This is a genomic window from Alphaproteobacteria bacterium US3C007 (assembly GCA_034423775.1).
In the GTDB taxonomy this organism is placed as follows: Bacteria; Pseudomonadota; Alphaproteobacteria; order Rhodobacterales; family Rhodobacteraceae; genus Thalassovivens; species Thalassovivens spotae.
The window spans coordinates 2,100,003-2,112,861 of sequence record CP139918.1; the positions used below are offsets into that span (position 1 = coordinate 2,100,003).

Annotated in this window: 10 protein-coding genes; 8 read left to right on the plus strand and 2 right to left on the minus strand. The window is 50.1% G+C overall.

The genetic code is table 11. The features are described 5' to 3' along the window. Positions 1-4 precede the first annotated feature (4 nt). From UM181_10105 to UM181_10115, 3 genes are read left to right on the plus strand one after another with little or no spacing between them, the layout of a single operon-like run. Positions 5-853, plus strand: coding sequence for a fumarylacetoacetate hydrolase family protein (locus tag UM181_10105; protein ID WQC61687.1), 849 nt, complete (start codon positions 5-7; stop codon positions 851-853). A 2-nt stretch (positions 854-855) separates the two neighbouring features. After that, positions 856-1,806, plus strand: coding sequence for a 2-hydroxyacid dehydrogenase (locus UM181_10110; GenBank protein ID WQC64733.1), 951 nt, complete (start codon positions 856-858; stop codon positions 1,804-1,806). A gap of 12 nt (positions 1,807-1,818) precedes the next feature. Then, positions 1,819-2,925 carry a mandelate racemase/muconate lactonizing enzyme family protein gene (locus UM181_10115; GenBank protein WQC61688.1) on the plus strand — a complete coding sequence of 369 codons (1,107 nt, stop codon included), beginning with the start codon at positions 1,819-1,821 and terminating at the stop codon, positions 2,923-2,925. Between the two features lie 3 nt (positions 2,926-2,928). Here the strand turns inward: UM181_10115 and UM181_10120 are convergent, their stop codons facing one another. Then, positions 2,929-3,696: an SDR family oxidoreductase gene (locus UM181_10120; protein WQC61689.1), complete on the minus strand. Its 768-nt coding sequence runs from the start codon at positions 3,694-3,696 to the stop codon at positions 2,929-2,931. Positions 3,697-3,793: 97 nt separating this feature from the next. On the opposite strand from UM181_10120, the gene UM181_10125 reads away from it, so the two are divergent. The 4 genes from UM181_10125 (at position 3,794) to UM181_10140 (ending at position 10,870) form a co-directional block, all read left to right on the plus strand. Further along, a complete protein-coding gene (locus tag UM181_10125) occupies positions 3,794-4,822 on the plus strand; it encodes an L-idonate 5-dehydrogenase (GenBank protein ID WQC61690.1) in 1,029 nt (342 codons plus the stop codon). A gap of 194 nt (positions 4,823-5,016) precedes the next feature. Next, complete coding sequence (locus UM181_10130; GenBank protein WQC61691.1) at positions 5,017-5,958, plus strand: Wzz/FepE/Etk N-terminal domain-containing protein; 942 nt, start codon at positions 5,017-5,019, stop codon at positions 5,956-5,958. Then, on the plus strand, positions 5,955-9,320 hold the full coding sequence (locus UM181_10135) for an SLBB domain-containing protein (GenBank protein ID WQC61692.1): 3,366 nt from the start codon (positions 5,955-5,957) through the stop codon (positions 9,318-9,320). Before UM181_10130 ends, UM181_10135 begins: the two co-directional genes overlap by 4 nt. 44 nt (positions 9,321-9,364) lie before the next feature. Further along, on the plus strand, positions 9,365-10,870 hold the full coding sequence (locus tag UM181_10140) for a hypothetical protein (GenBank protein WQC61693.1): 1,506 nt from the start codon (positions 9,365-9,367) through the stop codon (positions 10,868-10,870). Between the two features lie 179 nt (positions 10,871-11,049). Here UM181_10140 and UM181_10145 read toward each other — a convergent pair whose 3' ends face one another. Beyond that, the gene (locus tag UM181_10145) at positions 11,050-11,358 is read right to left on the minus strand and encodes an H-NS histone family protein (protein WQC61694.1); all 309 of its coding nucleotides are present in this window, start codon (positions 11,356-11,358) and stop codon (positions 11,050-11,052) included. Between the two features lie 530 nt (positions 11,359-11,888). Between UM181_10145 and UM181_10150 the strand changes: the two genes are divergently transcribed. Beyond that, the gene (locus UM181_10150) at positions 11,889-12,845 is read left to right on the plus strand and encodes a DUF2219 family protein (protein ID WQC61695.1); all 957 of its coding nucleotides are present in this window, start codon (positions 11,889-11,891) and stop codon (positions 12,843-12,845) included. Positions 12,846-12,859 lie beyond the last annotated feature (14 nt).

Sequence of the window (12,859 nt, forward strand, 5' to 3'; positions counted from 1 at the left end):
GAGAATGAAGCTTGTTCGTTATGGGGCCATCGGTGCGGAAAAACCCGGTTTGATCGATCAAAATGGGGATCTTAGAGATCTGTCATCGCATGTTGCTGACATTGCCGGGGCCGCGCTGCAAGATGCAGAGCTGGAAAAATTACGCGCGCTCGACCCGAACAACCTGCCATTGGTTGATGGCAGCCCGCGCTTGGGCGCGTGCGTTGGAAGCATTGGGAAATTTCTGTGTATCGGTTTGAATTATTCTGATCACGCGGCGGAAACTGGCGCCGCAATTCCCGAACATCCAATTTTATTTGCCAAAGCCACTTCGGCGGTTGTGGGCCCAAACGATGATGTGTCGATGCCGCGCGGATCAACCCATACAGATTGGGAAGTCGAGCTGGGCGTGGTGATCGGTAAAACGGCCAAATATGTCTCGCAAGAAGAGGCGCTTGATTATGTGGCTGGCTATTGCGTTATCAATGATGTGTCTGAGCGTCATTTTCAAACCTCGCTTACGGGGCAATGGACGAAGGGGAAATCCTGCGACACATTCGGGCCAACCGGCCCGTGGTTGGTCACGCGTGACGAAATTGCAGATCCACAAAATTTAGCGATGAGCTTGGATGTGAACGGCACGCGTATGCAAACAGGCAACACCAACACAATGATTTTTTCCGTAGCGGAGATAATTGAACATCTTTCTGGGTTGATGTCTTTGCACCCAGGTGATGTGATCAGCACCGGAACGCCCCCTGGCGTTGGGATGGGGATCAAGCCGCAGCCGATCTATCTCAAGCGCGGCGATGTGATGGAGCTGGCGATTGAAGGCCTTGGATCGCAGCGTCAAAGTGTTGTGGAAGACGCATGAGCATGCCGGATCTTTTGCTGATCGGCGGCGCAACTGAAGAGATGCTGCATCGCCTTTCTGAGAAATTCACCATCCACGCATTGGCGGATATCGCAGATCCAATCGCCTGGTTGGCAGAGCATGGTGATAAAATTTCTTACGTCGCCACGAATGGTCATGATGGGATTTTGCCCGCCTATATGGAGGCGATGCCCAATTTGAAAGTGATCAGCTGCTACGGGGTGGGCTATGATGCGATCGACACCGCCGCCGCTGCCGCACGCGGCATTCATGTCACGCATACGCCGAATGTGTTGAACGCCGAAGTGGCGAGCACAGCGCTTTTGCTGATGCTTGCATGCTATCGAAACTTTTTGGCAGAAGACGCGCATGTGCGCTCGGGCGCGTGGGAGCGCGAGGGCAATGCGCCCTTGTCGCGCTCAGCAGATAACCAAACTGTTGGTATTTTGGGCATGGGTCGGATCGGGCAGGCCATTGCCCAGAAACTCGCTCCGTTTAACGCTAAAATTCTTTATCACTCGCGCAGCGCAAAGCCGGTTGAATACATCTATTGTGATAGTCTTATCGATATGGCGCGCCAAAGCGATGTGGTGGTTTGCATCACTCCGGGCGGGCCCGCGACGCGGCATCTTGTCAACGCAGACGTGTTGAATGCTCTGGGTCCTAACGGCACTTTGATCAATGTGAGCCGTGGGTCGGTTGTGGATGAAGAGGCTCTGATTGCAGCCTTGCAAGACGGGCGCCTTGGCTGGGCCGGGCTAGATGTATTCGAGCAAGAGCCGAAAGTGCCCGAAACTTTGCGGGCGCTGTCAAATGTGGCCTTGTTGCCGCATGTGGGAAGCGCCACTGTGGAAACCCGCGCGGCGATGGGAAATCTCACGGTTGATAATATACTCAATCACCTTGCCTCGGGCAGCGTGATCAGCCCGGTGCCGGAATGCGCGCATCTGTAAGGTGATCGCAGCGTGAGGGAGAATACCCAGATCGTTGATTTAGAGGCGGCGCTTTTTGAGGTGCCGCTTGATGAGGTGTTAGTGGATGCCAAACATGGGGCGCATAGCCATTTCCAGCTAATCTGCGTCACCATCTGTTTGGCAGATGGGCGCCGCGCCACCGGTTATACCTATACGGGCGGGCGCGGAGGCCATGCGATTCTTGCGCTGCTTCGGAACGATTTAGCGCCATTTTTAGTTGGGCGCTGCAGCACGGATATCGAAAGCTTGTATGAGCAAATGCTGTGGCATATGCATTATGTCGGGCGCGGGGGCATCGTGAGCTTTGCGATTTCTGCTGTTGATATCGCGCTTTGGGATTTGCGCTGCAAAGCAGCGGGTTTGCCGCTCTGGCGGATGGCAGGTGGCGCAGGCAACCGTTGCAAAGCCTATGCGGGCGGGATTGATCTGGCCTTTCCACTGCCAAAATTATGCGGTCATATTAAGGCTTATTTGGCGGCTGGATTTAATGCTGTGAAAATCAAAGTGGGACAACCCAGTCTTGAGGAAGATGTTGCGCGGATCCGCGCGGTTCGCGCGTTAATCGGGCCCGACATTCACTTCATGATTGACGCCAATTATGCGCTGAATGTGGCGCAGGCGATTGCGCTTGCCAAGGCGGTGCGCGATCAAAATATTTTGTGGTTTGAAGAGCCGATTATACCTGAAAATTTTGCGGGCTATGCGGAAATTTCCAAGGCGACCGGCATCGCGGTTGCGCAGGGTGAAAACTTGCATACACATGAAGAGTTCCAAATGGCGTTGGCGCAAAGCCGGTTGGGCTTTGTTCAGCCTGATGCGTCAAATTGTGGGGGCATCACGGGCTGGCTGCGCGTGGCGGCTGAGAGCGCGCGCTCTGGCGTGCCGATTTGCAGTCATGGGATGCAAGAATTACACGTGTCTTTGGTGAGCGGCCAAGCCCATGGCGGATGGCTTGAAGTGCATAGTTTTCCGATTGACCGATACACCAAGCAGCCCCTGCAACTTGAACAGCATTTGGCAATGGCGCCGGATGCGCCGGGTATTGGGGTCGAGTTTGATTGGGAGCGGCTGCAGCCGTTTCGGCTGCAGCTGTCATAAGGTTTACAGCGAGGCGGTGATTCCACCATCGACGTAAAGCGTGTGGCCATTCACAAAACTAGACGCGTCAGAGGCCAAAAAGATGCAAGCCCCCACCAATTCTTCCACCTGCCCCCAACGCCCTGCGGGGGTTCGATTGGTCAGCCAAGCGCTGAATTCGGGATCGGCCACCAAAGCGGCATTCAAAGGCGTGTCAAAATAGCCCGGCGCAATCGCATTGCATTGTAGCCCGTGTTTGGCCCAATCGGTCGCCATGCCTTTCGTCAAATTGGTCACGGCGCCTTTGGTGGCCGTATAAGGTGCAATGCCGGGACGGGCCAAGGCCGATTGCACGCTGGCAATGTTGATGATCTTTCCCCGTTCGCGCCCGATCATATGGCGGGCGACGGCTTGACCCACGTGAAAGACCGACGCGATATTGGTTTGGAGCAATTGTTCAAATGCCTCGGGTGGAAAATCTTGCAACGCGGTGCGATGCTGCATTCCGGCATTGTTAACCAGGATATCAATCGCGCCAGACGCGCTTTCAAATCCGTCAACCGCCTCGCGTACGGCGGTATGATCCGTGGCATCAAACGCCAGTTGATGGGTTTTTGTACCGTCGGCCTCCAACGCTTTCGCTGCGCTGGCCAGTTTTTCGGCGTTGCGCCCGTTTAAGACGATTTCAACGCCCGCTGCCGCCAGACCTTTTGCCAGAGCAAAGCCGATGCCTTGGCTTGATCCCGTGATTAAGGCGCGCTTCCCATTAAGATTGAACAATCCAGATGACATTCGGTTTCTCCTTTTTGGGCCAGGGATTATTGGGCTTGGCCGCGATGGATCTTATCGCTATCTTTAAGCAGCTTGTACAGCAGGGAAAGTCACTTACATGAAAGCTTTGGTCATTCACGGCGCGAAAGACTTGCGTTTGGAAACGCGCGATGCAGAGGCGCCGGGGCCCGGGCAGGTGGCGGTCGCTTTGAAAGCAGGGGGCATTTGTGGGTCCGACCTGCATTATTACAATCACGGTGGGTTTGGGCCGATCAAACTTCGTGAGCCAATGGTTCTGGGGCATGAAGTTGCAGGTGAAATCGTTGAGCTTGGCCCCGATGTCGAGGGGCTGCGGGTTGGGCAATTAGTGGCGATTTCGCCATCAAGGCCTTGTTATAATTGCCTTTATTGTAGGGGTGGGCAGTTAAATCATTGTTTAAATATGCGATTTTACGGCAGTGCGATGCCGTTTCCGCATATTCAGGGGGCTTTTCAGGAATATCTGGTGGCGGAGGCGGAGCAATGCGTTGTGGCGGATGGATTAACGGCAGGTGAAGCCGCGATGGCCGAGCCGCTGGCCGTGGCTTTGCATGCGGTGAAGCAAGCTGGCAATTTGTTAGGGGCCCGCGTGTTGGTCACGGGCAGCGGTCCGATTGGTGCTCTGACCATTTTAGCTGCACGGCGCGCCGGCGCTGCAGAGATAATCGCCACTGACCTTTCGGATTACACGCTTGCGAAAGCAAAAGCTGTTGGGGCGGATCAAACGTATAATATCCTGAAACAGCCACAGGCTTTGGCCCCTTACAGCGTTGATAAAGGGCAGGTTGATGTGCATTTTGAATGCTCTGGGGCAGCCGCTGCGCTGGCGAGCGGCATCTCAGTTTTACGACCCGCAGGGCAATTGATACAGCTTGGCTTGGGCGGCGATATCAACGTGCCAATGCAAGCGCTGACCGCCAAAGAAATTTCTTTGAAGGGCTCTTTTAGGTTTCACTTTGAGTTTAAGGCAGCAGTGTCTTTGATGCAAAAAGGCTTGATTAACGTCTCCGATTTGATCACCCAAAACGTGGCGCTGCATGAGGCAATTGCAGGATTTGAAATGGCATCGGATCGGGGATCCGCTCTGAAAGTGCAGATTGCGTTTTAAGGGTTTGGAAAGCGGATGCTCTGTCTGTGTTAAAATAAGGCCTGATCAGGCTTGAAAAAAGCCGTTTCAACGGCGTGCCAAGTGGCTTGATCTTGATATTATATTATATATTTGCGGAGAAGGCGTTGACCTCAGGGGGGGATGCTTTTACTGCCATATTAAGTGGATAAAAAGTTGAATGGTGTGACTTTGAGATGAGCGAAGAGCTGCAAGATGATGAGATCGATTTGCGCGAATTATTCGCCGCGCTTTGGGATGGAAAACTCCTTATTTTCATCGTGACATGTGCCGTTTTTTTATTCTCATCGGCATATTTGCATGTGGCTGAGCGGAGCTATACCGTGTCGGTCACCTTGCGCCCAACCGAAGAGCAAAGTTCGGGTGGCGGCAATTTGGGCGGGCTTGGCGGGCTTGCGTCGCTGGCGGGGGTTCAACTGCCCAGCGGCGGCGCCACTGAATTCATCACGTTTCAGGCGATGCTCAAGTCTCAAGAAGTCGCTTCACGTCTTTTTGCCGATGAAAACTTAATACAGCGGCTTTTCGCAGGTGAATGGGATGAGAGCCGCAAAAGCTTTTTACAGCCCATTCCCTCAACTTTGGGAAATGTCAAACGTTTGCTCAAGCCTCTTTTAACCGGAGAGGGGCAAGTCGCCTATATTGCGCCCAACGCGGCGCGCTTGGCCAAAACACTAGCCGAAGATCTATCCGTCTCTGAAGATAAGACCAGCGGTATGCTTAAATTGAGCATGGAAAGCGCTAAGCCAAAATTGGCAAGCGATCTGATGCTGGCGCTCATTCGCGAAACTGATGGGTTTCTTAAAGAGCGTTTCGTGATTTCCGGGTCAGACGCGCTGCAGTTCTATCAGCAGAAAATTTCCAAAGCGCGCTCGCGCGAACACCGCGAAGCATTGGCGAAACTGATCGCGACTGAGGAGCAAAAATTAATGCTGGCTACGCGAGAAGGGCCTTTTGTGGTTGAAATTATGATGGGGCCGGATCAATCATTGCGGCCCACATCGCCCAAAAGCAGCTTGGTTTTGGCGTTGGGTTTGGTGTTAGGGCTGTTTTTGGGGGCTGCTGTTGTTTTGATGCGCAAAGCCTTTGGCGGCAATGAAAAGAAAGTATCACAGTCATGATGTCCTTGGTTCGCAGCTTCATATTAATGGTTCTCTTTGCGACGAACGGCGCTGCGCAAACCTCGCCGCTTGATCTGTTGCTACAACAGCAATCGCAGGGCCTGCCATTTGGCACCGATATGCAAAGCCTAGAGGATATCTTTTCGGGGCAGGGTTTTGACATTGACCCAGAAAACGAGGCGCGCACGGCCAAAGAGCCCGTAATCCCGAATGAACAAAATATTAAACTGCTGGACAGGCGGTTAACGGCGGAAGAAGCCCAGCAACGGCGCCAACAAGGGCAAGCGCTGTCGAATGACTTATTGGGTGGGCAATCGAAGACACAAACGCCGTCGATGGTCGAAACCTATTACCAAATCCTTACTGGTGAAAGTTTGGACGTGTTCGGAACAGGGAAATCCGCCACGTCAAACAACATTGCGAATAATCCTGCTGATGAGTTGCTCTTTTTCAACTCTTTAGGCTCAGATTACCGCCTAGCTGCAGGCGATGTTCTTGCCATTTCAATCCGCGGATTAAGCAGCACAGATGAAGAGGCCATAGTTGATGGTGAGGGGAAAATCGCTATATCCGGAATGCTGCCTGTCATTGCCGCAGGGCGTTCCATCGCGGATGTGCAAAGTGATATAAAGCAAGTGTTGGAAGTCGATGATGCGTCCGCAAACGTGTATGTCAGCCTTTCAGCGGCGCGGTTGGTATCGGTGCAAATTACCGGAGCTATAGGGCAACCTGGTACGGTTGCAGTGCCGGCCTACACGCCTGTGAGCAGAATTTTGCCGCTTGTGGGGGATATTCTTCTGCAGGGCTCGGCCCGAAATATCACTCTGTTTCAAAACGGTGACCGCCAAATTATTGATCTTTATCAGTCGCTTTTGGGGCTTGACGCTGCCGTTGATCCTTTGGTGGTTAACAATGCTCGTTTGCATGTTGGCGATCAAGGCGGCACGGTGGCGGTTGCAGGATTTGTTGGGCGCTCAGGGATTTTTGAATTGGCCGCTGGCCAAACTGCGATTTCCACAGATGAGCTGTTTCGCTTGGCAAATATTAGACTGATGGCCCCGGGCACAAAGATGGATTTGCTGCGCTTTAACGATCAGGGGGTTCCGACTTCTGAACCGATTGCTTTCGGAAAAGATCAAATGGTTCAGGCAGGTCAAGCGCTTCAAATCCAATTCGTACAGACCCGCAGCCAATCGGATGTAAAAGTTTTTGGCGCGGTTGAAAAACCGTTCTCTTTGAATGTTGTCAACCCTATCCCGATCGCCGAACTGTTACGGAACGGCGCAGCTTTAACGTCAGATGTCTATATGGATTTTGCGCTTATTGCGGGAAACCGCAGCGAAAACGGCGCCGATAGAACAATTAATTTGACCAAAGCATTGCGATTTCCCGATCGGTTTTTGATCCAGCCAGGAGAAACGCTGATCATTTTGAATTTGAACCAATATCAAACCTTGCTGAGCCAATCTTTAACAGAACCGAGCGGCAGAATTTCCCAACTGCTCGTCTCTGCAGAGCCGGCCGAGGTGTTTTTAGACGGCAGGCGAGTGGCCTTTGTGGCGGCCAGCGGGGGGCAGACAATTGCCGATATCTTTGGCACCCAACTTTCGTTTCCGCAAGACATTGATTATGACTTTAGCCTACTCTTTGATACAAAAGCGGTGGCGCAAAAACCAAAGGCTTTTCTGCTCTCAGAGGCGTTGACCGAGGCTTCTGGCTACGATCTGCGTAGGGGCGCACGCCTGCAGCTTTTCACAACCACATTTTTGCGGAATGTGAATTTGCCAAACTTGAAAAACTTTTCAGTTGATCAAACTGTTCTCGAAAGCGCACCAGGTACCCAAAACAAAACCGCGCGAGAAGGTATTGCTTCTTCAACGTCGATGTCGCTGGCAAACCAATCAAACGCCAGCGCAGGTCAGGTGCAAGGGGTCGAGTTAGACAGCCAGATTGCCTTTGAAACGCAGTCACAATTAGACATGGGCGGTGAGCTTGTAGACATGGGCGGTGAGCTTGCCGTCGCGGCGCGCGGAATTTCCGCCTCTGCTCCAACAGTTATATTCGTAAATGGGCAACAATATGGATTTTTACCGTCGGATGTCCGGTTTTCTAACACTCGGCTTGCACGAGAGCTAACGCGGACCGCCGAAATTTACCCGCTTTATGCAGAAGTGGCGACACAAGCGCCTGATGGATATTCTTTTGAAACGCGATCGTTTGCTTTGGGGGCTCTTGCAAGCCGACAATCTACCTTTTCCACCCAAGCCAGTATGAGGTTAGATTTCTATACGCAAGAATTCATAAGACGGTTTGTTTTGCCAAACAATCCGGTGAAAACAACGGAAGATCTTAGCAAAGCTGTAGAGACGTTGCGTGCGGCAGGGCGGTTTATCTCTGGGGCCGTACGCCAACCAGGTCAATACCCTGTGGCCGCTGATTTAAGTTTGGATCTTTTTCTGCGCGTTGCGGGAGGGGCGCTGCCGAATGCGGATCTTAAAAATGTTATTCTGCGAACATATGTTGTGAGCAGAAACGGTGAGATCGATCTTCAGCGTTCCAAACGCATCGATTTAACAGCTGTCAGCCCTGCTTCCATAAAACTATCTGGAAATTACGATATACAGATCCCTGCCTTGGTGAATAATGCTTTGTCTGGTGTTGTGGCTCTGAACGGGCAGGTGCAACGGCCAGGGAACTACACTGTCGGCCGAGATGAAACGCTCCATGACATCATTGAGCGCGCAGGCGGGTTTACCGAGGTGGCTTACCCGCTTGGGGCCGTCCTTACGCGGCAGTCGTTGAAAGAAGAGCAAACGCGGGCAAATCTAAGCTTGGCGCGGCAAGTTGAACAATCTATTCTTTCCCTGTCGCAAAATGCCAGCGCAGAGCAAAGCCAACAGATCCCAGCCGTTATTGGATTGGCTAATCAGTTGCGCACTTTAAGCGGCTCTGGGCGGCAAATTGTGAATGCAGCTCTGAAAAGTGGAGAAAACCCAGTTTTCTTAGAAGATGGGGATTCCCTTTTCATTCCCAAGCGCCCATCTCACGTAAGCGTGATCGGCAGCGTCTATAATGAGGTTTCTGCAGTCTATGCCCCTTATAAAACGCCGCGAAATTATATTTCCGAAGCGGGTGGAACCAGCAAGATTGCCGATAGTAAGAATGTTTACATGGTATTGCCCAATGGGCAAAGCGAGCCAATTGGAGAGATTGATAGCGCAAATGTGATTATTCCACCGGGTGCGGTGCTGATCGTGCCGCCGAAGGTCGATAAATTGAGCCCATTGGGGCTTAGCCGCGTGGTGTCCGATATTTTAAGCAATATCGCAACATCCGTACTGGCGATCAACGCGGTTCGGTGAGGAAAAACGTCAATATTAACGCCGGATCGCAAAGCGTGTTTCTTATGTGCAAGGCGGTTGTTTTTTTGATCACGGTGATGTTTGCGCTTGCATCGCCCGGCTGGTCTGCTTGTGATCTTCAAGGCGCTATGGCAGAACGGGACATTATCACCCTAGGGATAAACGCGCCTTCTAAATCGTTGGTTGAAATCTCGGCAAATGATATTCGGGTGATCGTTGAGGACCCGAATGAGCTGACCTCCTCTGGGCAATATGGTGCGCTTATCGAGGTTTATGGGCTTTCTGGCGAGGGGCGCCCCATCTTAAAAAAGATTGTCACGGCGCCGGTCGGGGATGATATAAAAGCGCTGCAGAGCGCGCTTTCAAACTCGGCTGCGTCAATTGTGCTGACGCAGAAAAATGGATATTTTTTCACTTGGCATGATCAGCCCGTTGCTGGAAACTCAATATATGCATGTATGGTACAAAGCCATATATTTCATCACGAAAGTGGTCAGGATTTTGCCATCCACGTGGCCGAGCGGGCGCAGCCCGAACGCATTGCTAAGCATAAAATTTTAGAACAGTTGCTGCGCGATGAGGGGTCTTTAAACAGCCTGCGCAGCCAAGTGGTTTCTCGGATGAATTTAGCCCAAGCAGAGGATCTTCCTGCAGTTCTGAACAGTTTGACATCTGAGCGGACGAATTTGCGCAGTTTTCGGGTTCAGCATGTCAACCGACGCTTGAGTTTAAGCCAAATAGAAATTCCCTATGCGGCGTATAAATCAGCGCAAAGGTATCAAGACGGCAATGCTTTGGCGTATCTAAGCGATATATCGCGCTTGAATACATTTGAAATACACCCGCTGCCACAAACGTATTTTTGGGGCCTATCGGCGCACGGTGAAACACGGCGGGCTGTACTTGGAATGACCAATGATCTCGAGCGTTATTTATCCACCCGACTCGCGATAAATTTTCAGGAAAAAGGCCTAGGTCTGGATCAGGCATCCCTGACAGGGCGGATGTTTGTTGAAAAAAATATTCTGGCTGTCAGCAAATTAGGCCGAATTGATAGTTTTTCAGATGGGTTTCAATTGAGCGCCTATCAGCTAATGCCAGCTGCCGAGGCCTTTTGGGCAGCGCATCTATACGCAGCATTGCCCAACCGATGCGCGCTGTGCCGTAACGCCGGTTTAACGTTGGAACAGGCTGGTTTTAGCCGCTCTTGGGATATGAGCGTAAGCAAAGCCATTAGGTTTGAAGAGACAGAGCATATTCTGCACCCTTTGGTATTGATAAGCGCGCGCAAACGACTTTCAAAAAAAATATCATTAGAAGTGTTTTCGGGGCTGCGGCTAAAACGCGACGCTGAAGCCTCTTTTGGCTTTGCTCTCAAGCTTCTGGACGCAATACCAAGAGATGGTTCGCGGCCTAAACAAACGGAGAGTTTCATCGAAATCTTCTCCACTTCAAGTATTATGCCTTTGATCGAAGAAGATCGAAGCGCATATTTCGAAAATACACCAAGTTTCTTGAAAAGAACTTGGGCTGATTATATGCGCTTCTAGCGGTCTGCTATCTTACGATAAGAAGGGCGTCTTATATCAGCATGGCGCTATCTGATTGCAGCAGAAGTTGACGGGTTCCGGTGCATATAGGCATTTATGAACCAATTCTCACAGACGTGCGCAAGCCTTTGCGTGATTTGTGCCATGACCTTGCGGGCGGCCGTAATGCTGACCCGTGTCTATATCTCTAAGTCTTTGAGGGTGTTTCCTTTTTGGATGAATGCCTCTACCCAGCGTGGCTTTCGACCTCGGCCCGTCCATGTTTGGCTTGGATCTTCGGGATTGGCATATTTCGCGGCTACTTTTGATTTTACGGGTGCGATTGCAACAATTTCACTCAAAGAAAAGCCCAATGATTTCGCCGTTTTTTCTAATTCTTTACGGGCGTTTGCCATCGCACGGCTTTTATATGTGTTAATAGCCTGATCGACCTGTTTTTTAATTTTTTTTAAGTCTTCCAATGAGTAGTCATTTATATTTTCTAGCATAGAAAATTCCTTTTTATTGTTAATGAAAGAATAAACCACTTGATTGATTTATATGTCAATAACCTTTTGCTTATTCACAAAGAGGTTGCAGGTTAAACAGAAAGATATATTCTAATTTTAAATATCAAAACTATATTTCAAAGAAGTTTTAAGAGAATTCATTAGACTCCAATTGTTGTTACAATTTATGATGTAGAATTTAAATAACTGATTATAAAATTATTAAATATTTAAAAAGATGTTCTTTCTATGATTGGATATTTAGGATATCAGGTGACGTCGGGCTTTAATTTATTGTAGAAGAAATTAGGCCATTCAATCTTCTCTTATGATTTCTATATAAGAAAAAAAACTCTTTTTCCTAACGTTGAAACACAAATAATTTGGTTAGAGTTAAAAAAATACCATTCAGATACTTTAATGAATGCATCAAAAATATTTGTTTATTTTAGGATTTTTTTATAAAAAGAGCATCATCTAAAAACTGTAACGGCGCCCTATGTTAAGCAAACTATTTGGATAAGTCTTAAGTGGTATTTTTGAAGCTTTTACTGGTGGGCCTATGTTTCTTTGCGTTACCTCAGGGCATTCAAGCAAAGGAAAAAGCCAAACTGCTTGGATATGGCCTTTTGTTCACAAATGATTTCTTTGGGGATGGTAGGGATCGATGGCGCACGGGGTCGCTCGTGTCTAGCCGTGTTTTTGATAGCCCGAAAATGAGCCGGACATTGCCGCGCAGAGAGGCGCTTAATGAACTTAGATTGTTTAGCCAAATAATTGCTCCGTCAGATTTATCGCGTAATCCTGACAGGTCTTACGCCCGTGACGAGACTGGCTTGACGGAAGATATAGACAGGGATTACGTGGGCCATTTGTCGATTGGTCTGCACCGTCACTTTCAAGCGGGCGGCTTGGCCTATAATTTTGGGGTAGATGCATCATTGTTGGGCCCGCAGACCGGCCTAATGGGGTTGCAGCAAAAGGTCCATTCGGAAATTGATCAGCCTTTTCCGTCAGATTTTGTGAAAAATACGCAAGTGTCTAATCAGTTTATTCTTGGAACTTTAACAGAAGTTGCGCGGCCTATCGCGCTGTCTCCTTCAATCAATATCCGTTCGTTTGTCGAAGTTCAAACAGGGGTCGAAGACCTCATCCGAATTGGAGTGGACGCAGGATTTTTTGGTGATTTGTCCGAAGCACTCTTTGCAAGAGCGCCCGTTTCAGGGCAGCGTTATAGCGTTATAGACGGCACAGGAGAAGGGTTTTTACTCAGCGCAGGCGTGGATTTGACCCGTGTTATCGGCTCAATGTTCTTAACCGGCTCTGCTTTGCGCGCTTCTAAATATCGCGCCCGTGCTCGGTTTGGCTTGAATTATGTACATGGCCGTTGGAGCAATTTCATTGGCTGGACCTATCTTAGCCCTGAATTTGAAACGCAACAAACCGGCCAGTTGTTGGGATCTTTTTTCATTAAAGCACGATTTTAGCTTGCCAACCTGTT

Excerpts from the sequence above, each read along its gene's own strand:
- UM181_10105 (WQC61687.1), top strand. The coding sequence starts at position 5 with ATGAAGCTTGTTCGTTATGGGGCCATCGGTGCGGAAAAACCCGGTTTG.
- UM181_10110 (WQC64733.1), top strand. The coding sequence starts at position 856 with ATGCCGGATCTTTTGCTGATCGGCGGCGCAACTGAAGAGATGCTGCAT.
- UM181_10120 (WQC61689.1), bottom strand. The coding sequence starts at position 3,696 with ATGTCATCTGGATTGTTCAATCTTAATGGGAAGCGCGCCTTAATCACG.
- UM181_10125 (WQC61690.1), top strand. The coding sequence starts at position 3,794 with ATGAAAGCTTTGGTCATTCACGGCGCGAAAGACTTGCGTTTGGAAACG.
- UM181_10130 (WQC61691.1), top strand. The coding sequence starts at position 5,017 with ATGAGCGAAGAGCTGCAAGATGATGAGATCGATTTGCGCGAATTATTC.
- UM181_10135 (WQC61692.1), top strand. The coding sequence starts at position 5,955 with ATGATGTCCTTGGTTCGCAGCTTCATATTAATGGTTCTCTTTGCGACG.
- UM181_10140 (WQC61693.1), top strand. The coding sequence starts at position 9,365 with ATGTGCAAGGCGGTTGTTTTTTTGATCACGGTGATGTTTGCGCTTGCA.
- UM181_10145 (WQC61694.1), bottom strand. The coding sequence starts at position 11,358 with ATGCTAGAAAATATAAATGACTACTCATTGGAAGACTTAAAAAAAATT.